This is a genomic window from Sinomonas sp. RB5 (assembly GCF_054063535.1).
On the sequence record NZ_JBSSGJ010000001.1, the window covers coordinates 145720 to 168416 of the forward strand.

A 22697-nucleotide genomic window follows, 5' to 3' on the forward strand; every position below is an offset into this window, starting at 1 on the left:
TCCCATGGCCTGGACCCGCGACGAGATGGCGGCCATCGCCGCCACCGAGCTCAGCGACGGCGACTACGTGAACCTCGGGATCGGCATCCCAACCCTTGTGGCCAACCACCTCCCCGACGGCGTGACCGTGCACCTGCAGAGCGAGAACGGGCTCCTCGGCATGGGCCCCTTCCCGTATGAGGGCGACGAGGACGCCGACCTCATCAACGCCGGCAAGCAGACCGTCACCGTGCTTCCGGGCGGCTCGATCTTCGACTCTGCGACGAGCTTCGGCATGATCCGCGGCGGCCACGTCAAGGTCGCGATCCTCGGCGCGATGCAGGTCGCGGGCAACGGCGACCTCGCCAACTGGCAGATCCCCGGGAAGATGGTCAAGGGCATGGGCGGGGCGATGGACCTCGTCGCGGGGACCCCGCGCGTCGTCGTCCTCACCGAGCACGTGGCCAAGGACGGCACGCCCAAGATCGTCGCCGAGTGCACCCTGCCGCTCACCGGGGTGGGCGTCGTGGACCGGATCGTGACGGACCTCGCCGTCTTCGACGTGGTGAAGGCGGACGACGGCGGGCGGCGGCTCACGCTCGTGCGGCGGGCCCCCGGCGTCGGCCTCGGGGAACTGCGGCAGAAGACGGGCGCGGAATTTGACGTCGCGCCCGAGGCGGACGATGCGGCCTCGGCGGACGAGGCGCGCGTGGAGGTGGCGCTCTGATGGCCCTCAAGGACCAGTTCGGAACCGACGTCCTGCTCACAGGCTGGGGGCACACGCGCTTCGGCAAGCTCGAGGGCGAGACGCTTGAATCCCTCGTCGTGGCCGCGGCCGCCGAGGCCATCGCCAACTCCGGCCTCGAGCCGGGCCAGATCGACGAGATCTACGTGGGCAACTACAACGCCGGCATGGTGCCGCTCGCGTTCACGTCCTCGCTCGCGCTCCAGGTCTCCGACGAGCTCGCGAACGTCCCGGCCACCCGCGTCGAGAACGCCTGCGCCTCCGGCTCGGGCGCGTTCCAGCAGGGCGTCAAGGCCCTCCTGGCCGGCACGGCCCGCAACGTCCTCGTCATCGGTGCGGAGAAGATGACCTCCGCCGGAGCGGACACGGTCGGCGCCGCGCTCCTTGCGGCCGGCTACGAGTCCGCCGGGCACCCCTCGCGCACCGGCTTCACCGGCCTCTTCGCCGAGGTCGCCCGCGCCTACGAGGACCGCTACGGCGCCGTCTCCGATGTGCTCGGATCGATCGCCGCGAAGAACCACCACAACGGCATGTCCAACCCGTACGCGCAGATGCACCGCGACTTCGGCGTCGAGTTCTGCCGGACCGTGTCCGAGAAGAACCCGATGGTCGACGCCCCGCTGCGCCGCACCGACTGCTCCCCGGTGTCCGACGGCGCCGCAGCCGTCGTGCTCTCGGCCGGCCACGCGCCGTCGGGCGCCGCCACCGCGCCGGTGCGCCTGGCCGGCTTCGGCCACGCGAACGACTTCCTGCCGGCCGCCAAGCGGGACCCGCTCGAGTTCGCCGGCAGCCGCGCCGCCTGGTCCCGGGCGCTCGGCATGGCCGGGGTGGGGCTGGCGGACCTCGATCTCGCCGAGGTGCACGACTGCTTCACCATCGCCGAGCTGGTCATGTACGAGGTCATGGGCCTGGCCGAGCGGGGCAAGGGCTCCGTCGCGATCGAGGACGGCTCGGTGTACCGCGGCGGCCGGCTGCCCGTGAACCTCTCGGGCGGGCTGAAGGCCAAGGGCCACCCCGTGGGCGCGACGGGCGTCTCCCAGCATGTCATCGCCGCCATGCAGCTGGCGGGGACCGCGGGGGAGATGCAGCTGCCCGGCGCACGCCGCGCCGCCGTGCACAACATGGGCGGCCTGGCGATCGCCAACTACGTCAGCGTGCTCGAGGCGGTCTGACCGCCTCCCCCGCAGGTGAGCGGGGCCGATACCCGGCCCCGCTCAGCCGCGCTCACTCGGCGCTGATGACCACCTTGAGCGCGTGCTCGGAGGCGGCGTTGGCGAAGGTGTCGTAGGCGTCCAGGATCTGCCCGAACGCGAACCGGTGGGTGACGAACTTCGCGGGGTCGATCTCGCCGGCCGTGATCTTCGCGAGGAGCTCCGGCGCCGTCGTCGCATTGACGAGCCCCGTGGTGACGGTGATGTTGTTGATCCAGTCGCGGTCGAGGGGGAACTCGGCCGGCTTGCCGTGGACCCCGACGTTGGCCACGCGGCCGCCGGGCCGGATCGCATCCAGGCACGTGGTGAAGGTCGCGGGGAGGCCCACGGCCTCGATCGCGACGTCGACCCCGAGACCGTCCCGGCTCAGCCGCTTGATCTCTGCGGCGACGTTGACGCCCTCGCCGACCCGGAGCGTGTCCGTCGCGCCGAAGTTCCTGGCCTGCTCGAGCCGGTACTCGTTGCCGTCCACGGCGATGACCTTCGAGGCGCCCGCCGGGCCCGCCGTCATGATGGCGGCGAGCCCCACCGGGCCGGAGCCGACCACCGCAACCTCGTCGCCGGGGCCCACCTTGCCGTAGAGGACGCCGATTTCGTAGCCGGTGGGCAGGATGTCGCTGAGCATCGCGCCCTGCTCCGCGGTGACGCCCTCGGGCAGCGGGATGAGCCCGTTGTCCGCGAAGGGCACGCGCACGTACTCGGCTTGGGTGCCGTCGATGAGGTGGCCGAAGATCCACCCGATGCCCCCGAGGGTGCGGCAGTGGGACGTGAGCCCGGCGGTGCAGAAGTCGCACTCCATGCACTTGCTGATGCAGGAGATGATCACACGGTCGCCGACCTTGACGCGGGTACATTCGGGCCCGGCCTCGGTGACGACCCCGACCCCTTCGTGGCCGAGGATCCGGCCGTCCGTGACCGCCGGGACATCACCCTTGAGGATGTGCAGGTCGGTCCCGCAGATCGTGGTGGTCTCCACCTTCACGATCGCGTCGGTCGGGTCCTTGAGGACGGGGTCGGGGACGTCCTCCCAGGCCTTCTGGCCCGGGCCGTGGTAGACGAGTGCCTTCATAGTGGAACCTCCTTGATGGGTTTCACGCGGAGCGCCCGAGCCACTGCGGCTCGAGGTGCCGTCGCCGTACCTGATCGGACCCGACCCAGAACTCGCGCGCGCCCCGGTAGTAGGACATGCCCCAGAGCACCTGCACGAGCACGTGCTCCCCGTTCCAGCCCAGGGCGAAGCCCTTCTCGGTGCGGGCCGTGCGGCCGTCGTCGAACGTCAGCCGCACCCACACCGGAAGGGGCCGGTGCGCGCGGACTGCCCGCTGCCGGCAGGCCTCTCCTACGGGGGCCACGACCGGGTCCGGTTCGGGCTCGCCGATCCTGTTCAGCTCACTCATGGCTGGATCATGCCTGAGGCCTCCGACATCCGGGCACGGGGACCGACCCGGCCATCTCCTGCTGCGGTCACGCCGCCGTGCGGCGCGTGCCCAGCACCACCACTGGCCGGGCACACGAGGCCGCGGACGTCGTCGTCCGCCCCTCTGCCCGGCGCGCTCCCTAGCTGCGGGGTCCCGACCTGGAAATGTGCCCGCGCCGCGGGCGCGGCCGGGGATCGCCGTCGAAGGCGGCGGCACCCGCGCCCGAGGGCCGCGAGCCGGGGGCCAGGAAGGCCTCGAGCGCCGCGAAGGCCTGCCCGGTCCGTTCGAACGCAGGGTGGGGCCGCTGCAGTCGCTGCAGGAGCTCCCCGTTGTGCTGGAGGCGCAGGCGTGCCTTGGTCACGGCGGTGCGCGCGGCGGGCAGGTCGCCGGGCCGCAGGGTGAGGGGCTGCAGGACCCCGCGGACGGACTGCAGGGCAAGGGCGAACGCGCGGGCGTCCTCGCGCTGGGCCGCGGCGCGGTGCTCGCGGAGCTGGCCCGCGGCCTCGGACCACAGCTCTCCTGCGGCGATGCGCGCCACCTCTGTCCAGGCCTGCTCCTCATCGAGCCCGGCGCGGACCAAGGTGGCGTGCAGCCGGTTCCACCGGCCGGCCAGCTCCTCCTCGGTCGCCGGGCGCGGCGGAACCGTGGGGATGTGGCTCGAGGGGTGGGCGTGCAGCGCCGCTTCTGCGGTGCGGGTGCGGTAGTGTGCGAGTGCTGGGACTCTCTTCATCGTTTTCCGCTCAGCTGGCCAGCCCGTGCCAGCAGGGCTGGGACAGGGGCTGGATCGGGACGTGGTGCAACGGCCGCGGCTCGTCGGCCCCGAAGCTGTGGGGACCCGGATCACTGCGGCTCCATTCCAGAGTCCACAACGGACGCCGGATCCTTGGAGGGCCAAAAGTCCCGTGTCTTCACCGCGAGCCTGTCCCGGGCGCCGCGCGCGCCGCCCAGCAGAGCCGGCCCCACGGCGGCAGTGACCTTTTCCCCTGACCCGCCTCGAGCGCACGGACCTACCATGTCCTCGGCTGCAGCAAGGACGTTGCGGCCGCGGCGAGATGGGGGGCGGCATGGAGCGCCGTGAGTCCCACACCGGCGACAGGAGCCCAGCAGGCGGGGCCGTCCGCGTGTTCATCCTCGATCGCCATGAGGTGGTCCGCCTCGGCCTGCGGGGCCTGCTCGAGGGCGCCGGGATGACGGTGGTCGGGGAAGCGGGATCGGTCCGCGACAGTCTCGCCCAGGTCCCGCAGCTGGAGCCGCATGTCGCGGTCCTCGGGACGCAGCTGACGGACGGGATCGGCATCGAGGTGTGCCGCCGCCTCCGGTCCGCGGCCCCGGGCGTCCAGTGCATCATCCTCAACGACGCCCATGACGACCAGGCCGTCCTCGAAGCGGTGCTCGCGGGGGCGGCGGGATACTTCCCGAAGGACACGCCGGCCGCCACGCTCGTGGAGGCGATCGGCCGCGCGGCGGCGGGGGAGACGCTCTTCGGGCCCGGGGCGGAGGCGCGCGCGAAGGCCCGGCTCTCATCAGCCGAACCCAAGGATCCCCTCGTAGAGTCGCTGACCCCGCAGGAGCACAGGGTGCTGGACCTCATCGCCGAGGGGCTGACCAACCGGCAGATTGCCCGCGAGCTCGACCTCGCGGAGAAGACGGCGAAGAACTACGTCTCCTCGGTCCTCACCAAGCTCGGGCTCAGGCACCGGACCCAGGCCGCGCTGCATGTCGCCACCCGGAACGAGGACGGCCGGAACGGGGACGGCCGGAACGGGGACGGCCACCCTGGGGGGCCCTCGCGCGGGCGCTGAGCCACCGCTGGGACCTTTTCCCCTGTGGACCCTGGGCGCCGGGCAGCGATGCTGGATGGACGCCCGCACGTGCACGAGGAGAACCAATATGCCGCACTACGAGCTCACGTTCATCAATCCTGCCTCCCGCAGGTCGCACCCCCTCCAGTTCCGGGCAGCGTCGCCTGAGTCCGCCCGCATCCTTGCCTCGCAGCTGATCGACCATCAGCTCCGGGGCGGCCGGGTCGCCGAAGCTGTGCTCTCGGCGGCGGCCACCGCGGCCGAGTCGCTGCGGTGGAGGGACGGCGTCTGGGAGACGGACGCCGGGGCACCTGGCCAGCCGGGCGCCGAAGGAGGGGAGCGCCCGTGACGGTCTCGCCCCTGACCCCGCGCGGCCGGCGCGGCCTCCTGGCCCGCTGGGAGAGCGTCCGCACCCTGCTGGTCCTCGAGGGCGCGCCGGACGAGCGCGCCCGCACCGAGGCCGCGTGCCTCGGGGCGCTCGAGGCCTGGGACCTGATCAACCTGCGTCGCCGCCACGAGCGGGACCGGGGCAACGGAAGCGAGGCGAAGATGCTCGAGGCGGCGCTGCGGCCGCTGCAGAGCGTCGTGGTCGGCCTCCTGCGCCACCCTGGGGACACCGAGACGGCCCGCTCCGTGATCCGTGCCGCGCAGCGCCGCTTCGAGCAGGATGCGGGCCTCGGCCCGGTCCAGCGCGCTGCCGGCGCTCGCGTGGCCTACGAGGCGTTCAGCTCGCTCGATGCCCTGCTCACCTCCGGGATGCGCAGGGCCGGCTGAGCCGGGCGCGGGTCGCGCCGGCTTCAGCGTCCCCTGAAGGGCCGGCTGAGACGCTCAGTCCACGAACGCCGTCTGCGGCAGCTCGGGATGGATGCGCCGGACGAGCTCGGCGGCGACGGTGTGCAGCTTGACGTTGCGGTTGTTCGACGCCCTGCGCAGGACATCGAAGGCCTCGTCTGCCGAGCATCGGCTCTGGGCCATGATCACCCCGATCGCCACGTCGATCACGGTCCGGTTCTGCATGGCGTGGGCCCGGTGTTCGGCGAGGTCCGTCTCATCCGCGAGCCGCACCGCCATCCGCAGCGCCCACGACGCCTCATTGCGCACGCGGCCCAGCAGGGCGAGAGCAGCGCGCCGCGTCCCTGGGTCCGCAGGCGGCGTGCCGACGAGGACGAGCGCCGCCGTGGCGGAGGGCCCGGCGGGCACGGGCACCACGAGCAGGCCCGCGTCGACGCCCCAGGCGGTCCCCGACGCCCAGGCGTCGGGCAGCCGCTCCTCGGACGCCGAGCGCGAATGCTCGAGCGCGGAGGCGAGGTACACGTCGTCGTCCGCGAGGCGCTCCTGGGTGAGCCGGACGAGCGAGGGGGCCGCCCCCGCCGTCAGCACTGGCCGGTTGCGGCGGTAGACGGCCAGTGCGGTGTCAGGCTGGCCCAGCGGGGCGAGGCGGCGGCCCGTGCGGTCGGCCAGGGCGGAGAGGAACGCGTCGAGCCCGGAGTACGCCAGCAGCAGGTGGATCAGATCGTGCGTGGCGGGATATAGCTCGGGCCGGGCGGCCATCGGTGCGCTCCTTCGGGGGCACGGCCGCCGCGGGAGCGTAGGCCGTGTGGACTGAAGTCGGCCCTTTTCCTGAGCACGGGCGGCGCTCGGCGCAGCCCCGTCGATCATCTTTGACGAAAGTCCGCGAACCGGTCAAATCTCGAGGCCCCCGGGACCCGCCACGAACGCCTCGATCCACCACGGAAGAGGGGACACCCGGGGCCGGCGTCCACTATGCGGGCTGTCTTTGGCGTCCCGGCGGCCCGGGAGCTACGGTGGGCGCATGTTCAAGCGTTGGTATGCGTATTTTGCGTTGGCTCTGGAGGGCCAAGCGTAGAGTTTCGCGTACCGACTTCCAGAGCCAACAGGGCAGGGACTTCACGGTCCTTGCCCTTTGCCATATCAACGGCAGGCTCTGGACCCCGCGGGGCCTGCAGATGAAGGACAGGACCCCATGAACCCCCAGCCCGCCGCCCCGACCGCCAGCTCCGCCGCGGCCATCTCCTCCACCGGCAACCTCCGTGTCGCCGAGTTCACCGCGCTCCCGTCCCCCGAGGAGATCCTCGGCGAGCTGCCCCTCTCGGACGGCGCCGCCCGGACCGTGGCCCGCGCCCGCGACGAGGTGCGCGCCATCATGGACGGGCTGGACGACAGGCTCCTCGTGATCGTGGGGCCCTGCTCCATCCACGACCCCGAGGCGGGCCTCGACTACGCGCGGCGACTGGCCGGCGTCGCCCGCGGACACCGCGAGGACCTGCTCGTGGTGATGCGGACGTACTTCGAGAAGCCGCGCACCACCGTGGGCTGGAAGGGGCTCATCAACGACCCCCACCTGGACGGGAGCCACGACATCCCCGCCGGGCTGCGCACCGCGCGGCGCTTCCTCCTCGACGTCCTCGCGCTCGGGCTCCCCACGGCCACCGAATTCCTTGAGCCCATCAGCCCGCAGTACACCGCGGACGCGATCGTCTGGGGCGCGATCGGCGCCCGGACCACGGAGAGCCAGATCCACCGCCAGCTCGTCTCCGGCCTCTCGATGCCGGTCGGCTTCAAGAACGGCACCGACGGCGGGCTCGGGGTCGCCGTCGACGCGTGCGGGGCCGCGGCCGCCGCGCAGGCCTTCCTCGGGATTGACGACGCCGGCCGGGCCGCCCTCGTGGAGACCGCCGGCAACCCCGACACCCACCTCATCCTCCGCGGGGGATCCGCGGGGCCGAACTACGGCGCCGAGCACGTCGCCGCGGCCTCTGCCCGGATGGCGGGCAAGGGACTCAACCCGCGCCTCATCGTGGACGCGAGCCATGCCAACAGCGGCAAGGACCACCACCGCCAGGCCGAGGTGGCCCTCGAGATCGGCGCGGAGCTCGCCGCGGGCGGCGAAGCGGCCGGTGCGGTGGCCGGCGTCATGCTCGAGAGCTTCCTCGTGGGCGGGGCCCAGCCGCTCGACGTGGCCGAGTTCGCTGCCGGCCGTGCGCAGCTCGTCTACGGGCAGAGCGTGACCGACAAGTGCATGGAGTGGGGCGTCACCGAGCAGGTCCTCGATCAGCTCGCGGGAGCCGTTCGGGCCCGCCGCGTTCCCAAGGGCCACTCCAGCAACTAGAGTTGTTTGTATGTCTGATTTCTCCTCGTCGCGGTTCCTCACAGTCGCTGAGGTCGCGGAGATGATGCGGGTGTCGAAGATGACGGTCTACCGTCTGGTGCACTCGGGGGAGATGCCTGCCGTGCGCTTCGGCCGCTCCTACCGGGTTCCGGAGGCCGCGGTCGAGCAGTACCTGAAGAACTCGGTCGTGGACGGCAGGACCGAGTCGGCCTGACGCGTACGGTATCCTGTTCAGGAACGTTTTACGTCACGTCACCAGCAGTTGGTTGAACGGCGCCCCTGTGCGCGACCCGGCCAGCAGCCCGGGGCACCAACTACCGGTAAGGAACTTTTCATGGGTTCGGTTATCAAGAAGCGCCGCAAGCGCATGGCCAAGAAGAAGCACCGCAAGCTGCTTCGCAAGACTCGTCACCAGCGCCGCAACAAGAAGTAGGCGCCCGCCCCTGAGGGGCGATGGTGGGTGGGGCCCGTTCCCTTCGTGGGAGCGGGCCTCACGTGCGTCCGGGCACCTTCCTTCCCACGGGGTGACTTCGCGGGAGAGGGGGCAGCCGGGTACAGCTACCGGCGGAAGCGGGCGTAGCCGCGCCACAGCCCGTACAACGCGCCGCCGACGGTGGCGGCCTTGAGCCCGAGCGTCGCGGCCCGGCGCCCGGCGCGGAAGTCGTAGATGGGCCAGTTGTGCGCATGCGCGTGCGCGCGCAGGCGCGCATCGGGATTGATGGCCACGGGGTGCCCCACGAGGGTCAGCAGCGGGATGTCATTGTGCGAGTCCGAGTAGGCCCAGCAGCGGTCGAGGTCGAGGCCCTCCCGCTCGGCGAGCTCTGCGGCGGCGGTCGCCTTGGCCTTCCCGTGCAGGATCTCGCCCACGAGCCGGCCGGTGTAGGCGCCGTCCTCGATCTCGCCCACCGTCCCGAGCGCGCCGGTGAGCCCCAGGCGGTCGGCGATGACGGAGGCGACCTCGATCGGCGTGGCCGTCACGAGCCACACCCGCCGGCCCACGCGCAGGTGCTGCTCGGCGAGGGCCTTGGTGCCGGGCCAGATGCGTGACTCGATGAATTCGTCGTAGACCTCGTGGCCGATCGTCTCGACGTCTACCGCGAGGATCCCGGCTCCGAGCGCGAGGGCCGAGGCCTCGATCGAGCGGACGTCCTCGAGGCTCTCGCCGCGGAACAGGAACGCCACGTGCTTCCAGGCGAAGCCGGCAGCGTCGCGGAGGGTGAAGGCGCCGCGTTCGTACATCTTGCGCGCCACGTGGAAGAGGCTGGCCCCCTTCATGAGGGTGTTGTCCACGTCGAAGAAGGCTGCCTCGCCCGGGCGCCCGAGGGGCGCGGGGCGCACTGGATCCAGCGCCTTCTTCTCTGCGGGCATGGTCCGAGTCTAGCGATTCACGGCTCCGCCACGGTCGCGCGCTACCGTGGAGGCATGCGCATCCCCGAGATCGTCCTCGTGACGAAGAGCCAGTGCCACCTCTGCGAGGCGGCGCGGGACGTGGTCGGACGGGTGGCGTCGGACGCCGGCCTCGGCTGGGAGGAGCGCAGCATCGATGACGACCCGGCCCTGCACGACCGCTTCGCCGAGGAGGTGCCCGTGGTGCTCGTCGACGGGGTCCAGCGCGACTTCTGGCGGATCAACGAGGCCCGCCTGCGCCGGACCGTCGAGGCGGCCCGCCAGGACTGAGTCCCAGCGCCCGGCCCGGCGCCCCGCAGCCCTTTTGGCGGCCGCCCCGCCCCGGTCCTAGAGTGAATGGGGCCGCCCAGACGGCGGCGACCGAGCGTATCGCGCGACAGGCGCAAGGCCCGCGAGGGAATGAGGTGGCAGTGGCAGGACGGTCCCAGTCGGGGAGCCGAGGCGCCGCGCCCGCGCCCGACGGGAAGCAGCTTCCGCCCGCGGTCGTCTCCCGCCTGACCGTCTATCTGCGCGCGCTGAACTCCTTCCTGGCGGACGGCGTGGACCGGGTCTCCTCGGACGCACTCGCCGAGGCGTCCGGCGTCAGCTCCGCGACGCTGCGCAAGGACCTCTCCCAGCTCGGCTCCTACGGCACGCGCGGCGTGGGGTACGAGGTCGAGAACCTCCGCCAGCACCTCTCCGTGGCGCTCGGCCTGACGCGCGACTGGCGGGTCGCGATCGTGGGCGCCGGCAACCTCGGCCGTGCCCTGGCCCGCTACGGCGGCTTCGGCACCCGCGGCTTCGACGTCGTCGCGCTGCTCGACACGGACCCGCAGATCATCGGCAACGAGATCGGCTGGCTCCGGATCTCCGACGCGGCCAACCTCGAGGCCGTCTTCCAGCGCACCCGCGCGAACATGGCGGTCCTCGCCCTCCCGGCGTCCGTGGCCCAGGCCGTGTGCGACCGCGTCGTCGCGGCGGGCGTCCGCAGCATCCTCAGCTTCGCGCCGACGATCCTCCAGGTGCCGCCCGGAGTGACGCTGCGGAAGGTGGACATGGCCACCGAGCTCCAGATCCTCGCCTACCACGCCCAGCGCGGGGAGGCCGGAGGGGAGACGGGGGCCTCTTCGGACCCCGACCCGAGGTACGACGCCGCCCCCCACCCGGGCGGGCAGCCCGCCTGAGGTGGGGGCCGGCGTCGTGCGCCGACTCCCGCGGGGCGTCAGGAAGCGGGGGCGCCGGCACGCCGGGGCGCCGCGTGCTCAGCGCAGGTAGCCGCCGCCGAGCTTGGCCGCACGGCGCGCGGCGATGTACTGGCTCGAGGGGCGCAGCCACGTGAGCACCGCCGCGGCGATGTACAGGGCCGCGGAGAGGAACCCGAGCACGTACACGAAGGCCGGCAGGGGGAAGGTGCGCGCGGTCGGGAGCGCCGTGGCGATGGCGAAGTTGACCACGTAGCCGAGGAGCGAGAGGCCCGCGAACACGGTCAGCAGGATGCGCACCCAGTTCATGCCGGCCCGGATCCCGAGCGCGAGCAGCACGGTGACCGCGACGCCGATGAGCGCGGAGATCCACAGCACGGGGGTCATGATGGCCGTGAACTGGCTGGCGAAGGCGACCGCGCTGGCCCGGTTGGCCCGCGTGGTGGACTGCATGAGGGCGGTGTGCATGTAGGTGCCCATCCAGTCGACGATCGCCGGGATCCCCGCGAGCGGTGCGACGGAGCTCGCGATGAGGAACCAGACCGCGAGCGTGATGGTCAGCGGGCGGGCGATGCCGACGGCGGGCATCCCGGGGAAGGATCCGCTGGGCAGCTGGCTCGGCCAAGGACCCTGGTACGAGCCCTGCGGCGGGGGAGGGCCGTAGTCCGGCGCTCCGTGCGGAGGGGGCCCCGGCTGGTACGCCGGGGGGCCGGACTGGTACGGGGGCGGCGTGGGCTGCTGGCTCATGGCGTCACTGTCCGTAGGGGTTGCCGAAGGTGGGTCCCTTCGGGGTGGTGTAGGGGTTGGCGAACTGGTTCTGGGCGGCGAGGAAGGCCGTCACCGCAGGCCGGAACAGGAGAACGACCGAGGCGACCGCGAGGCCGATGGTGATGAGGGAGAAGACCCCGCCCGCGAGGAACGCGCCGAGGGTGAGGCAGAGGAAGACGGTCCCGAGGATCCGCGCCCAGCGCCGGCCCCGCATCAGGAACACCCCGCAGAGCACGAGCACGGCGGCGTTGACCACGACCCCTGCCATGGCGAGCCACACGAAGGTGCTGATGATCTGGCGGAACTGCTCGAAGGTGATGCCCGACGACGCGCCGCCGGCGTCGTCGAAGAGGTTCCGGAGCGCGGACGTGGGCGTGTTCAGTGTGACGAACGTGGCGAAGAAGCCGATGACGACCTCGGCGGCCGCCGTGATGAAGATCAGCAGGGACGCCCGGCGGACCGCCGTGCGCTGGGCCTCGGGGCTCGGCACGCCGAAGCCCGGGGCGCCGTACCCGGGGGCGGCGGGCTGCTGCCACGGCTGGCCGTAGCCGCCCTGCTGGCCGTAGCCGGGCTGCTGCCCGTACGCCGGGGGCTGCTGCTGGCCGTAGCCGGGCTGCTGTCCGTAGGCCGGAGGCTGCTGCTGTCCGTAGGCGGGCGGCTGCTGCTGTCCGTAGGCGGGGGGCTGCTGCCCCTCCCCGAACCCGGGGGCGTACTGCCCGTACCGGGGGGCGGGCCTGGCGGCCGGGCCTCCGTGGTCGCCGGGCCCCGCCTGTCCTGGCCCGGCCTGCTCGGGCCCGGGCTTCTGATCCCCGTGGTGCTGCTCGGCGCCGTTCGGGGGGACAGGGGGCGTGCTCATGCGGGTCCAATCGTTGAAGGTGGCCCGACGGGGGAGCGTCCACGCGCCCCCGCCGCGTTGACCCCACTGTATCGCCAGAGGGCACCGGCCCGGCACCCCTCCTGTCGCCAGTGAGGGCGTGCCGCGCGCGGCGGACGCACTGCGCCTCCGGCCCGCGTCGGGCCGGCGGTCAGTGGGCCGGTTCGTCCACCGTTGCCGCCGCGATGACGGCAAGGCTTTCTGCGATGCTCAACAGTGCCGTAGTGCGGGCCTGTTCGAGGCATCCTGCGATTTCGGCGGAGCTGGTGCCCTCCCTCTGGGACGCTTCGAAGAAGGCAAAGGCCAGTTCGAGCGGCTCGTGTGCCATGGTCGGGTTCCCTTCATCTGCGTCAGCGAACCCCCCGGGGTTCCTCATTCCGGGGTACCCACGTCAGCTACCCACCGTCGCGAGTCTCAACCGTCCGCCGCGCAGATCGTCCCGCGCGGGCCGACCTACCCGCGACCGCCTAGGGGAAGATCCTCAGGGAGGTGTCCCAATTGAAGTTCTCATGGGCCGGGCTCACCTGGAGGCCGAAGACGAGGAGCATGAAGGCCTCCAGCTCACGCGATCGGCGCAGGGGCCCCGCATCGATCGGCCGCATCCCGGACTTGGCGACCAGGGCGCTCACCTTCTCCTTGGCCGTTTCGGAATCGCCCGCAATGAAGACATCCAGATGCTGGCCTCCCACCGAGCCAGACTCCAAGGTCGAGGCGAAGACCGTGTTGAAGGCCTTGACCACCTCGGCCCGGCCCCGGACCATCACGGCGACCTCCTCGGCCGACGACGTTCCCGCCGGCGTGAGCAGCCGGTCGAAGGTCGAGACGTCCACGGGGTTCGCGATATCCACGACGACGCGCCCGTCCACCCCGTCTCCGAGCTCGCGCACCACGTTCGCGACTTCCCTGTACGGGACGGCCAGGACCACGAGGCCCCCCTCGACGGGGGCGCCGATGATTCCGCCGCTGGCGCCCGCCCCCAGGGACTCGACGAGGTCGCGGGTCTGGCTGCCATCCCGGCCCAGGATCTGGACTGCGCGGCCGGCGCGCAGAGCCATCTGCGCCAGCCCCCGTGCCATCCGTCCGCTGCCGATGATCGTGACCTCAGCGCTCACGTCTGCCTCCTCGATCGCTGGCCTGATGGCACCGAGGGTAGGTCTGCGCCCGCGCAGCAGGTAGGGCCTAAGGCCACTCGCACGGCGCTCGCAGGTCCGGCGCCGCAGCAGGGGCGCCGTCAGGCCCTTCGACTCTGGCCCGCCCCCCGCGGAGGGCCCGAGAGTGGGACACGGGGATCCTCGCGCCAGAAGGAGCGGATCATGCCTCGGACAGCAGTGGTGACGGGGTCGGCGTCGGGCATCGGCAGGTCCACCCGTGAGCTGCTCGGACAGCGGGGCGAGAACGTCATCGGCGTCGACGTCCGTGACGCCGAGGTGGTCGCCGACCTCTCGGGAGCCGGCGGCCGTGACGCCATGGTCGAGGGCGTGCGCCACCTCAGCGGCGGCCGGGTCGACTCCGTGTACGCCATTGCGGGGCTTGCAGCCCCCACGCCGGCCACTGTTGCTGTGAACTTCTTCGGAGCCCTCGCCACGCTCGAGGGACTCCGCCCCCTGCTGTCCGGCTCGCCGTCGCCCAGGGCCGTGCTGGTCTCCTCGATGGCGGCGCTCCTGCCGAGCGATGCGGAACTGGTCTCGCTGCTCACGGCCGAGGACGAGCCGGCGGCGCTGGCCCGCGCAGAGGTTCTCGCCAAGGCCGCCGAGACCACCGGCCTGATCTACTCCTCGACGAAGCTCGCGCTCTCGCGTTGGGTCCGCCGCCGGGCGGCATCGGCGGACTGGGCGGGGGCGGGGATACCCCTCAACGCCGTGGCTCCGGGGATCATCGCCACACCCATGACCGCCGCGATGATCTCGACGGCGGAGCAGCGCCGCGCGCTGCTGGAGAGGGTGCCGATGCCCCTGAACGGCATCGCCGAGCCGATGGTCGTGGCCCGTGCGCTGGCGTGGCTCGGCGGCGAGGAGAACACCCACCTCTGCGGCCAGATCGTCTACGTCGACGGCGGCAGCGACGCCGTCCTCCGCGGCGACGCCGTCTGGTGAGCCCCGAAGGCCGCACCCGAGAGCACCCGCCGCTGGACGGGCATCCACAGCATCTGCCCCGGAAGCCGGGGCAGATCCCGAGGGGCTTCCGCCCCGGGAAGGAAGAAGGGAAAGGAAGAGCAATGAACAGATGGACGCGGTGGGAAGACTACGTCGCGGGCGTCTGCGGCCTCTATGCCGCGATCGCGGTCCTGTGGACCGCTCAGACAAGCACCTCGACGACCCTCATGGTGGTCTTCGGCCTCCTGCTGGTCGTCGCGGCCGTGCTGAACCTGTCGATGCCCGGTACCCCGTGGCTCGAGTACGCGCAGTGCGCCGTGGGCGTGCTGCTCTTCGCCTCGCCCTGGATGGGCGCCTACTCCGACCACACCGGTGCGGCGTGGACGTCCTGGATCGCCGGGATCGTGGCGGCCGGCGTGACCGCGGCAGCCATCCGTCCGGCCATGGAGGCACACCACCGGACGATCCCCTCGCACTGAGGCGCACTGGAGCCCGGGGCGGCCGCCCGCTTGCCTGCGCTGTGGACACCGCAGCCGACGAGCTCCGCGGCCGCCGTCGGGGAACGTCTTCCCGCTGGCGCAATGACGGAGGGACCATGGGCGCTCGGGCCGGAAGCACGGATGCACGGGCCGATCTGGAGGGCCGCGTGGCCGTGGTGACCGGGTCGACCCGGGGCCTCGGGCTCGCCATGGCACGGCTGCTGGGCCGGCACGGCGCCACCGTGGTGATCGCCTCCAGATCGGAGGCCCACGTTCGGGCAGCCAGGGACCTGCTCCAGGCGGAAGGCCTTGCGGTGCACGGGCGCCGCTGCGACACGGGCTCTCTGGCCGACGTCGAGGCGCTCCGGGACGAGGCACTCGGCTACGGCACGGTGGACATCTGGGTGAACAACGCGGGGACCTCGGGCATCTACGGACCCACCGCCTCCACCCCGCCGGACGACTTCGAGCGCGTGGTCCGCACCAATATCCTCGGCACCTTCCACGGGGCCCGCACCGCCCTCCCGGTATTCCTCGCCCAGGGCCACGGCGACCTCGTCAACCTCTACGGGCAGGGCGACCGCGGACCGGTGGCGCAGCAGAACGCCTACGCGTCGAGCAAGCGCTGGGTCCGCCAGTTCACCGAGACGCTGCAGCTGGAGACGAAAGGCACCGGGGTCCGGGTCCACGGGCTGAATCCCGGCCTCGTCATGACGGACCTGCTGGGCCACGTCTCCTCCCAGCGCGGCTACGAGCAGCGGCTGGGGGCGCTGCAGGTCGTGGTGGGCCTGTGGGGACAGACCCCCGACGACGCCGCGCGCCCCCTGCTCCGCCTGGTCACCACCGAGGCCGCCGAGTTCCGCGACCTGCGGGGCCCGACGCTGGTGGCCCGCGGACTGCGCAACCTCCTGGCCGGGCGCCTCCGCAGGGCTCACCGCATGCCGCTCGAGGTCACTGTGGTGGACGGCTCCACGAGGGGCTGAACGCTGCGGAGCCATCGGGGGTGCCGGCCGGGAGCGGCCGGCGAGGATCGATCAGGCCTGGGGCGCGACGAACGCGAGGTCCAGGGTGATCACGACCTTGTCGGACACGAGGACACCGCCGGCCTCGAGGACCGCGTTCCAGGTCAGCCCGAAGTCCTTGCGGGAGATCGTCGTCTCGCCGGAGAGGCCCGCGCGGGTCGCGCCGAAGGGATCGACGGCGACGCCGTTGAACTCGGTCTCGATGGTGACGGGCTGGGTGACGCCCTTGATGGTGAGGTTGCCGGTGACGTCGAACTCGTCGCCCTTCGCCTCGATGGAGGTGGCCTCGAAGGTCATCTCGGGGAACTTCTCGACGTCGAAGAAGTCGGCGCCCTTCACGTGGCCGTCGCGGTTGGCGTCGCCGGAGTCGAAGGATGCGGTCTTGACGACGGCGGTGGCGGTGGTGTCCGCGGCGGTCGAGCCGACCGACACGGTGGCGGTGGCGTCGTTGAAGCGGCCGCGCACCTTGGAGATGCCGGCGTGGCGGACGGTGAAGCCGATCTCGCTGTGCGCGCCGTCGAGGGTCCAGGTTCCGGGGGTGAGGCCGTGGGGCAGAGTCACTGTGGTTCCTCCTGAGTGGGGTTTTGATTGAAGCGTCAACTAACCGCTGACTCAATAAAAACATGCATCTGCATGGACCGCAACCCCCTGTGGCAGGGGTTACACAGGGAACTCTAGGGTGGGCGTGATAGTTCTACCCTTTGTAGAATCGCGGGCAGGGCCGTCTCCCGCGATTTCACGGCCGCCCACCACGTTTGAGAAACTGGAGCCATGCCCTCTTCGACCGTCCATCTGCTGCGCCACGGCGAGGTCTACAACCCCGCCGGCGTGCTCTACGGCCGGCTGCCGGACTTCCACCTGTCCGAGCTCGGCCGGCAGATGGCCAACACGGTCGCGTCCCACTTCGCCCAGCGCGCGCTCGACGGCGCGCGGGTGGTCCTGCTCGCGGCGTCGCCGCTGACCCGGGCCCAGGAGACGGCCGAGCCGAGCGCCAAGGTCCTCAACCTCGTGGTCCGGACCGAGCCACGCATCATCGAGGCCGAGAACCACTTCGAGGGGCTCAAGGTCACCCCGCGCGAGCTCCTCAAGCCGAAGCACTGGCCCTACCTGGTGAACCCGCTCCGTCCCTCCTGGGGCGAGCCCTACGAGAAGCAGGCGGCCCGGGTCCTCGAGGCCGCACGGGACGCCGCGCGCCGGGCCGCCGAGCTGGGCGGCGACGGTGCGGAGGCCATCCTGGTGGCGCACCAGCTGCCCATCTGGATGGCCCGCCTGAAGGCTGAGGGCAGGCCGCTGCCCCACGATCCCCGCAAGCGCGAGTGCACGCTCGCCTCCCTCACGTCCCTCACGATCGACACCCTCACGGGCGCCGTCACTGCCGTCCGCTACACCGAGCCCGCCGCCCGGCTGCTGCCCGGCGCGGCCACGACCCCGGGGGCCTGAATGCCCCAGGAGCACCAGATGTCCCGCGCCGAGCTGTCCCCCCGATCCGCCCCCGCCGTTCCCGGCCGCCCGACCCGCCGGCGGCTGCTCGCCGCGGCGGCGGCGGTCGGACTTGCCGCCGTGCTCTCGGGCTGCGCCGCCTCCGACCCGCTCGCCCAGCAGGCGCGGGCGGGGGACAACAAGAACTACGTGGCGGGCGATGGCTCGGTCACCGAGTATGCGAAGGACTCCCGCAAGCCGCCGGTCGACTTCACGGGCACGCTCTACGACGGCACGAAGGTCAGCTCCAAGGACTTCGCAGGCCACGTGACGGTGCTGAACTTCTGGTTCGCCGCGTGCGCCCCCTGCCGTCTCGAGGCGCCCGAGCTCGAGGCGCTGCACACCGAATTCAAGCCTCAGGGCGTGGCCTTCTACGGCGTCAACCTGCGCGACGAGCAGGGCACGGCGCAGGCCTTCGAGCAGAGCTTCAAGCTCACCTACCCGAGTTTCAACGACAAGGACGGACAGGTCCTCCTCGCGATGTCCGGGGCCGTCCCGCCCGGCGCCGTGCCCACCACGATCGTGCTCGACAAGCAGGGCCGCGTGGCCTCGCGCGTGCTCGGCCAGCTCGACAAGGGCACCCTCAAGGCCCTCATCACGTCCGCGGCGGCCGAGTAGTGGGCGGGATCTTCAGCGATACCGTCCTCAACGGCTCCCTCCTGCTCGCGCTGCCCGTGGCCCTGCTCGCGGGCGTCGTCTCCTTCCTCTCCCCGTGCGTCCTCCCGCTCGTGCCCGGCTATCTCGGGTACGTGACCGGGCTGACGGGCGTGGACCTGGCCAAGCAGCGCCGCGGCCGCATGGTCGCCGGGATCGGCCTGTTCGTGCTCGGCTTCACCGCAGTGTTCGTCGCGACCGGTGCCGTGTTCGGCCAGCTCGGCTCATGGCTCGCCATCTCCTCCGGATGGCTCACGAGGGTGCTGGGGATCGTCGTCGTGCTCATGGGGATCGTCTTCATGGGCGGCCTCGGCATCTTCCAGCGGGAGGCGCGCGTCCACGCCCGGCCGCCCGCCGGACTCTGGGGCGCCCCGCTCCTCGGCATCACGTTCGGCCTCGGCTGGGTCCCGTGCATCGGCCCGACCCTCGCGGCGGTGCAGGTGCTCGCGTTCTCCGACGGCCCGAGCGCGTACAAGGGCGCCCTGCTGACCTTCGTCTACTGCCTCGGGCTCGGTGTGCCGTTCCTGCTCATCGCCCTGGGCCTGCGCCGCGGCCTCGGGGCCATGGCGTTCTTCAAGAAGCATCGCCGCGCCCTCCAGGGAGCCGGCGGCGGCCTGCTGATCCTCGTCGGAGTCCTCATGGTCTCCGGCGTCTGGACCTACTGGATCAGCCAGCTGCAGATCTGGATCGGAACCGTGGAGCTGCCCGTCTGATGAGTGAGACGAAGTCAAAGCCTGACAACCAGGAGAAGAAGAGCCCCAAGCCCGCCAAGGGCCGCAAGGGCAGGCAGGCGGCGCGCACCGACGTCGCACTGCCCGCCCTAGGCGTGGTGGGCATGCTCCGCTGGGCCTGGACCCAGCTGACGAGCATGCGGACGGCGCTCTTCCTCCTCCTGCTCCTGGCCGTCGCCGCAGTCCCCGGGTCGCTGTTCCCCCAGCGGCCCACGAACCCGGCCATCGTGACCCAGTACCTCAAGGACCACGCGGACTACGGCCCGATCCTGGACAAGCTCCAGATGTTCGACGTCTACTCCTCCGTCTGGTTCTCGGCCGTCTACCTGCTGCTGTTCATCTCGCTGATCGGCTGCGTGGTCCCGCGCGCCATCGCCCACTGGAAGTCCTGGCGCTCGAAGCCCCCGCGCACCCCCGCCCGCCTCTCCCGCCTGCCGGTCTACGGCACGCTCGTGGTCCCCGCCGAGCGCGGCCTGGCAGCCGCTGACGCCGCCGAGCAGGCTGCGGCGCTCCTGAAGAAGCGCGGCTACCGCGTGGACCTCCGCCCTGCCGCGCCCGAGGCCGAGGCGACGGACGCGCACGACGGCGGTGCCCGCCGTCGTGCGTCCGCCTTCCACTCGGCCTTCCACTCCGTGGGGGCCGAGAAGGGCTACCTCAAGGAACTCGGCAACCTCTGCTTCCACTCCGGACTCGTCGGGGTGCTCGTCTCGGTCGCGATCGGCGGCCTGTTCGGCTACAGCGGCCAGCGCACCCTGATCGAGGGCGAGACCTTCGTCAACACCCTCGTCGGGTACGACACGTTCAACCCCGGCACCGACTTCCAGTCCAGCTGGCTCGCGCCGTACTCCGTCCACCTGGACAAGTTCGACGTCCGCTACGACCGCGAGTCGGTCAAGCAGTTCGGACAGCCGCTCGACTTCACCGCGCACGTGACCACGAGGGATTCCCCCTCGGATCCCGAGCGGCAGCAGGACCTCAAGGTCAACGACCCGATCTCGATCGGGGCCACCGACGTGTACCTGGTCGGCAACGGCTACGCGCCGGTGGTGACGGTCCGCGGCGGCGACGGGAAGGTCGCGTTCCAGGGTCCCGTCCCGGCCATCCCGACCGACTCCGTCTACACCTCGACGATCGTCATCAAGGTCCCCGACGCCAAGCCCACCCAGCTCGGGTTCGTGGGATTCTTCCTCCCCACGGCTGAGAAGGGCGCCAACAACGTCGCCTTCAGCGCAGACCCCGATCCGCTCAACGTCCAGCTCAACCTCAACTCCTATGCGGGAGACCTCGGGCTGGACAAGGGGAAGCCCCAGAACGTCTACGCGCTCGACGTCGCCAAGCTGACCCAGGTCAATGGGCGCGACAAGCCTGCCGGGGGCATCGTGCTCGGCGCCGGGCAGTCCTACACCATGCCGAACGGCCAGGGGTCGATCACCTTCGACGGCCTCAAGCGCTACGTGGCCCTCGACATCCACCACAACCCGGGACAGGAATGGGCCCTCGGCTTCGCCCTGTTCTCCCTCGCCGGCCTCATCTGCTCCCTCTTCCTGACCCGGCGCCGCCTGTGGGTGCGCGTGGGCCAGCACGAGGACGGGCGCACCATGGTCGAGTACGGCCTCCTCACCCGTGGTGAAGACCACGGCGGCCTCGCGGCCGAGGGGCGGGCCGTGCGCGCCGCACTCGCCAAGGCCTGGGACGTTCCCGGCGACGGCCCCGGGGCGCAGACTAAGAACGCGAAATCCACATCGGCCACCACAGACACATCGGCCAGTACAACAACCACCTCGGCCAGTACTCAGAAGGACGCCTGATGCCGCAGATCAATTTCACTCTCGGTGCGTACAGCGAGCTGTTCATGCTGCTTGCCGCCGGAACGTACGTCGTCGCGTTCCTCGCCTTCGCGTGGGACATGGCCACGAGCGGCAAGGTCGGCCAGCGTGACGCCGCCCTGCTGGCCGGGCAGAAGGCGGAGGCTGCCGCGCAGGCCGAGGCCAAGCAGTCGGTGCTGGCCGGCGCCGGGGGCGGCAGCGGCAGCGCGGCCACCCCGGCGTCGCCGAAGAATGCGGGCGCCGGGACGGTTGAGGTGGCTGACTCCGACCTCAAGTACCGCTCCCGCCGCAAGGGCGCCCGCGTCGGCGTCGCGCTGAGCATCCTCGGCCTCGTCATCCACGCCGCGGGCGTGCTGAGTCGAGGCATCGCGGCCGGCCGCGTGCCGTGGGGCAACATGTACGAGTTCTGCACCACCGGCGCCTTCCTCGTCGTCGCGGTCTTCCTCGTGGTGCTCATCCGCCGGGACCTGCGCTTCCTCGGCACGTTCGTGCTCGGCCTCGCCGTGGTCATGATGGTGGCCGCGGCGGTCGCGTTCTACATCCCGGTGGGGCACCTCGTCCCCGCCCTGCAGAGCTACTGGCTCGTCATCCACGTCTCGATCGCCGTGCTCTCCTCGGCGCTGTTCACGCTGACGTTCTCGATGGCCGTCCTGCAGCTCCTGCAGAGCCGGCGCGAGGCGAAGATCGCCGCCGGCGGCCTCGACACCGGGTCGTTCATGCGCCTGGTGCCCAGCTCGCTGACCCTCGAGGCGCTGTCCTACCGGATCAACACCATCGCCTTCGTGGGCTGGACGCTGACCGTGATGTTCGGCTCGATCTGGGCCGAGAAGGCCTGGGGCCGCTTCTGGGGCTGGGACACCAAGGAGGTCTGGAGCTTCGTCATCTGGGTCGTGTACGCGGCCTATCTCCACGCCCGCGCGACCCGCGGCTGGACGGGTGCCCGCGCGGCCTGGCTGTCGATCGTCGGCTACCTGTGCGTGATCTTCAACTTCACCGTGGTCAACATCTACTTCTCGGGCCTGCACTCCTACGGCGGCGTCAGCGCCGGCTGAGCGGCGCGGAAGAGCTCCGCTCCAAGGCCGCGGGCTCAGAGCCCGCGGAGGAAGTCAGGGTCGTCGTCCGGTGCCATCGGGCGGCGGCCCTTTCCGTTGCTGCCGCGCGGCGGCGTGGTGCCCCGCGGGCGCCCGAACACGAACCACAGGACGGTGCCCACGGCGGGCAGGACCGAGATGAGGAACCAGAGCGTCTTCGAGATGCCGCCCCGGACGGCGCGGCGGTCACTCAACGCGCAGTCCACCATGCCGTAGAGCCATGCGACCAGGACGATGAGCCAGGGCAGGACGCGGATCATAGGACCATTTTAGTAAACTCGTCCAGTGGCATCCCTCAAGTACTTCCTCCTCCGCGCCGTCCTCTTCGTTGTGCCGTTCGCCGTCTTCATGGTGCTGCGCATCGGGGTAGTCCTCTCGGCCATCTATGCCGTGCTCATCGCCTTCGCCATCAACTTCCTGTTCCTGACTCGGCAGCGCAATGCGGCCGCGAGCGAAGTCCGCGACGTCTTCGGCGGCCGCAAGCAGGTGCGTTCCAAGCGCGAGCTTGCCGACGCCGAGGTGGAGGACGCGCTCGACGAGGCGCAGCGGGCCGACGAGGAAGCCGAGTACGAGGGCGACGAGAACCCAAGCGCCGAGGGTGAGGAGAACCCAAGCGCCGAAGGCTGGAAGGCCGAAGGCGACAGGGCCGAGGGCGACACGGACGTCCAGGGCCACGGGGCCCTGCGCGAGCCTGCGTCCCAGGGCCGCAGGACTGAGGACCGCAAGACCGAGGGCCGCAAGGCCGAGGACCTGAAAACCGAGGACCTGAAGGCCCAGGACTCCGGCGAGCAGGGGACTGCCTCCTAA

The 22697-nt window shown here is 71.5% G+C and carries 30 protein-coding genes; 19 read left to right on the plus strand and 11 right to left on the minus strand.

What is annotated here, in order from left to right; translation table 11 throughout:
• The first annotated feature begins 4 nt into the window (after positions 1–4).
• Positions 5–706 carry a 3-oxoacid CoA-transferase subunit B gene (locus ACVWWH_RS00670; protein ID WP_457315256.1) on the plus strand — a complete coding sequence of 234 codons (702 nt, stop codon included), beginning with the start codon at positions 5–7 and terminating at the stop codon, positions 704–706.
• On the plus strand, positions 706–1896 hold the full coding sequence (locus ACVWWH_RS00675; protein ID WP_066500051.1) for an acetyl-CoA acetyltransferase: 1191 nt from the start codon (positions 706–708) through the stop codon (positions 1894–1896). Before ACVWWH_RS00670 ends, ACVWWH_RS00675 begins: the two co-directional genes overlap by 1 nt.
• Positions 1897–1948: 52 nt before the next feature.
• Here ACVWWH_RS00675 and ACVWWH_RS00680 read toward each other — a convergent pair whose 3' ends face one another.
• The 3 genes from ACVWWH_RS00680 to ACVWWH_RS00690 all read right to left on the minus strand — a co-directional run bounded on the left by ACVWWH_RS00680 (position 1949) and on the right by ACVWWH_RS00690 (position 4083).
• Complete coding sequence (locus ACVWWH_RS00680) at positions 1949–3004, minus strand: zinc-dependent alcohol dehydrogenase family protein (RefSeq protein ID WP_457315257.1); 1056 nt, start codon at positions 3002–3004, stop codon at positions 1949–1951.
• Positions 3005–3026: 22 nt separating this feature from the next.
• Positions 3027–3332: a hypothetical protein gene (locus tag ACVWWH_RS00685; protein ID WP_457315258.1), complete on the minus strand. Its 306-nt coding sequence runs from the start codon at positions 3330–3332 to the stop codon at positions 3027–3029.
• Between the two features lie 160 nt (positions 3333–3492).
• On the minus strand, positions 3493–4083 hold the full coding sequence (locus tag ACVWWH_RS00690) for a hypothetical protein (RefSeq protein ID WP_457315259.1): 591 nt from the start codon (positions 4081–4083) through the stop codon (positions 3493–3495).
• A gap of 334 nt (positions 4084–4417) precedes the next feature.
• Here ACVWWH_RS00690 and ACVWWH_RS00695 point away from each other — a divergent pair, with 334 nt between their 5' ends.
• The 3 genes from ACVWWH_RS00695 (at position 4418) to ACVWWH_RS00705 (ending at position 5929) form a co-directional block, all read left to right on the plus strand.
• Positions 4418–5155 carry a LuxR C-terminal-related transcriptional regulator gene (locus ACVWWH_RS00695; protein WP_457315260.1) on the plus strand — a complete coding sequence of 246 codons (738 nt, stop codon included), beginning with the start codon at positions 4418–4420 and terminating at the stop codon, positions 5153–5155.
• 88 nt (positions 5156–5243) lie between these two features.
• The gene (locus ACVWWH_RS00700; protein WP_457315261.1) at positions 5244–5504 is read left to right on the plus strand and encodes a hypothetical protein; all 261 of its coding nucleotides are present in this window, start codon (positions 5244–5246) and stop codon (positions 5502–5504) included.
• Positions 5501–5929 (plus strand): hypothetical protein, encoded by a 429-nt coding sequence (locus tag ACVWWH_RS00705; protein ID WP_066500040.1) that lies wholly within the window; start codon positions 5501–5503, stop codon positions 5927–5929. The genes ACVWWH_RS00700 and ACVWWH_RS00705 overlap by 4 nt, the downstream gene beginning before the upstream one ends.
• A 54-nt stretch (positions 5930–5983) precedes the next feature.
• Here the strand turns inward: ACVWWH_RS00705 and ACVWWH_RS00710 are convergent, their stop codons facing one another.
• Positions 5984–6706 (minus strand): ANTAR domain-containing protein, encoded by a 723-nt coding sequence (locus tag ACVWWH_RS00710; RefSeq protein ID WP_066500037.1) that lies wholly within the window; start codon positions 6704–6706, stop codon positions 5984–5986.
• A gap of 433 nt (positions 6707–7139) precedes the next feature.
• Between ACVWWH_RS00710 and ACVWWH_RS00715 the strand changes: the two genes are divergently transcribed.
• From ACVWWH_RS00715 to ACVWWH_RS00725, 3 genes are all read left to right on the plus strand, one after another.
• Positions 7140–8285 carry a 3-deoxy-7-phosphoheptulonate synthase gene (locus tag ACVWWH_RS00715; protein WP_457315262.1) on the plus strand — a complete coding sequence of 382 codons (1146 nt, stop codon included), beginning with the start codon at positions 7140–7142 and terminating at the stop codon, positions 8283–8285.
• A 10-nt stretch (positions 8286–8295) separates the two neighbouring features.
• Positions 8296–8499, plus strand: coding sequence for a helix-turn-helix domain-containing protein (locus ACVWWH_RS00720; protein ID WP_066500031.1), 204 nt, complete (start codon positions 8296–8298; stop codon positions 8497–8499).
• A gap of 120 nt (positions 8500–8619) precedes the next feature.
• Complete coding sequence (locus ACVWWH_RS00725) at positions 8620–8718, plus strand: 30S ribosomal protein bS22 (protein ID WP_003792170.1); 99 nt, start codon at positions 8620–8622, stop codon at positions 8716–8718.
• 125 nt (positions 8719–8843) lie between these two features.
• Here ACVWWH_RS00725 and ACVWWH_RS00730 read toward each other — a convergent pair whose 3' ends face one another.
• Positions 8844–9653 carry an HAD family hydrolase gene (locus ACVWWH_RS00730; protein ID WP_457315263.1) on the minus strand — a complete coding sequence of 270 codons (810 nt, stop codon included), beginning with the start codon at positions 9651–9653 and terminating at the stop codon, positions 8844–8846.
• A gap of 54 nt (positions 9654–9707) precedes the next feature.
• Here ACVWWH_RS00730 and ACVWWH_RS00735 point away from each other — a divergent pair, with 54 nt between their 5' ends.
• Both ACVWWH_RS00735 and ACVWWH_RS00740 read left to right on the plus strand, forming a co-directional pair.
• Positions 9708–9962: a glutaredoxin family protein gene (locus ACVWWH_RS00735; protein ID WP_457315264.1), complete on the plus strand. Its 255-nt coding sequence runs from the start codon at positions 9708–9710 to the stop codon at positions 9960–9962.
• Positions 9963–10102: 140 nt separating this feature from the next.
• Positions 10103–10855 (plus strand): redox-sensing transcriptional repressor Rex, encoded by a 753-nt coding sequence (locus ACVWWH_RS00740; protein ID WP_457315265.1) that lies wholly within the window; start codon positions 10103–10105, stop codon positions 10853–10855.
• A gap of 78 nt (positions 10856–10933) precedes the next feature.
• Here ACVWWH_RS00740 and ACVWWH_RS00745 read toward each other — a convergent pair whose 3' ends face one another.
• From ACVWWH_RS00745 to ACVWWH_RS00760, 4 genes are all read right to left on the minus strand, one after another.
• Positions 10934–11620 (minus strand): hypothetical protein, encoded by a 687-nt coding sequence (locus tag ACVWWH_RS00745; RefSeq protein WP_457315266.1) that lies wholly within the window; start codon positions 11618–11620, stop codon positions 10934–10936.
• Between the two features lie 4 nt (positions 11621–11624).
• Positions 11625–12497 carry a hypothetical protein gene (locus tag ACVWWH_RS00750; protein WP_457315267.1) on the minus strand — a complete coding sequence of 291 codons (873 nt, stop codon included), beginning with the start codon at positions 12495–12497 and terminating at the stop codon, positions 11625–11627.
• 169 nt (positions 12498–12666) lie between these two features.
• The gene (locus ACVWWH_RS00755; RefSeq protein WP_157089140.1) at positions 12667–12843 is read right to left on the minus strand and encodes a hypothetical protein; all 177 of its coding nucleotides are present in this window, start codon (positions 12841–12843) and stop codon (positions 12667–12669) included.
• 139 nt (positions 12844–12982) lie between these two features.
• A complete protein-coding gene (locus ACVWWH_RS00760; protein WP_218030570.1) occupies positions 12983–13627 on the minus strand; it encodes an NADPH-dependent F420 reductase in 645 nt (214 codons plus the stop codon).
• Positions 13628–13828: 201 nt separating this feature from the next.
• Here ACVWWH_RS00760 and ACVWWH_RS00765 point away from each other — a divergent pair, with 201 nt between their 5' ends.
• From ACVWWH_RS00765 to ACVWWH_RS00775, 3 genes are all read left to right on the plus strand, one after another.
• Positions 13829–14608: an SDR family oxidoreductase gene (locus ACVWWH_RS00765; protein WP_457315268.1), complete on the plus strand. Its 780-nt coding sequence runs from the start codon at positions 13829–13831 to the stop codon at positions 14606–14608.
• 122 nt (positions 14609–14730) lie between these two features.
• Positions 14731–15087, plus strand: a complete 357-nt coding sequence (locus tag ACVWWH_RS00770) for an SPW repeat protein (RefSeq protein WP_457315269.1) — start codon at positions 14731–14733, stop codon at positions 15085–15087.
• 116 nt (positions 15088–15203) lie between these two features.
• Positions 15204–16070 carry an SDR family NAD(P)-dependent oxidoreductase gene (locus ACVWWH_RS00775; RefSeq protein WP_457315270.1) on the plus strand — a complete coding sequence of 289 codons (867 nt, stop codon included), beginning with the start codon at positions 15204–15206 and terminating at the stop codon, positions 16068–16070.
• A gap of 51 nt (positions 16071–16121) precedes the next feature.
• Here ACVWWH_RS00775 and ACVWWH_RS00780 read toward each other — a convergent pair whose 3' ends face one another.
• Positions 16122–16670: a YceI family protein gene (locus ACVWWH_RS00780; RefSeq protein ID WP_066500006.1), complete on the minus strand. Its 549-nt coding sequence runs from the start codon at positions 16668–16670 to the stop codon at positions 16122–16124.
• A 210-nt stretch (positions 16671–16880) separates the two neighbouring features.
• Here ACVWWH_RS00780 and ACVWWH_RS00785 point away from each other — a divergent pair, with 210 nt between their 5' ends.
• Genes ACVWWH_RS00785 through ccsB form a run of 5 tightly spaced genes read left to right on the plus strand, consistent with a single transcriptional unit; the run spans position 16881 to position 21851 of the window.
• Entirely contained in the window at positions 16881–17549 is a 669-nt protein-coding gene (locus ACVWWH_RS00785) for a histidine phosphatase family protein (protein WP_457315271.1), read from the plus strand.
• A gap of 18 nt (positions 17550–17567) precedes the next feature.
• A complete protein-coding gene (locus ACVWWH_RS00790) occupies positions 17568–18206 on the plus strand; it encodes a TlpA family protein disulfide reductase (protein WP_084249591.1) in 639 nt (212 codons plus the stop codon).
• A complete protein-coding gene (locus ACVWWH_RS00795; RefSeq protein ID WP_066500000.1) occupies positions 18206–18955 on the plus strand; it encodes a cytochrome c biogenesis CcdA family protein in 750 nt (249 codons plus the stop codon). Before ACVWWH_RS00790 ends, ACVWWH_RS00795 begins: the two co-directional genes overlap by 1 nt.
• Positions 18955–20781, plus strand: a complete 1827-nt coding sequence (gene resB, locus ACVWWH_RS00800; protein ID WP_457315272.1) for a cytochrome c biogenesis protein ResB — start codon at positions 18955–18957, stop codon at positions 20779–20781. The genes ACVWWH_RS00795 and resB overlap by 1 nt, the downstream gene beginning before the upstream one ends.
• The gene (gene ccsB, locus ACVWWH_RS00805; protein WP_457315273.1) at positions 20781–21851 is read left to right on the plus strand and encodes a c-type cytochrome biogenesis protein CcsB; all 1071 of its coding nucleotides are present in this window, start codon (positions 20781–20783) and stop codon (positions 21849–21851) included. The genes resB and ccsB overlap by 1 nt, the downstream gene beginning before the upstream one ends.
• 35 nt (positions 21852–21886) lie before the next feature.
• Here the strand turns inward: ccsB and ACVWWH_RS00810 are convergent, their stop codons facing one another.
• Positions 21887–22150, minus strand: a complete 264-nt coding sequence (locus ACVWWH_RS00810; protein WP_066499992.1) for a PLD nuclease N-terminal domain-containing protein — start codon at positions 22148–22150, stop codon at positions 21887–21889.
• Positions 22151–22175: 25 nt separating this feature from the next.
• Between ACVWWH_RS00810 and ACVWWH_RS00815 the strand changes: the two genes are divergently transcribed.
• Positions 22176–22697, plus strand: a complete 522-nt coding sequence (locus tag ACVWWH_RS00815) for a DUF4229 domain-containing protein (RefSeq protein ID WP_457315274.1) — start codon at positions 22176–22178, stop codon at positions 22695–22697.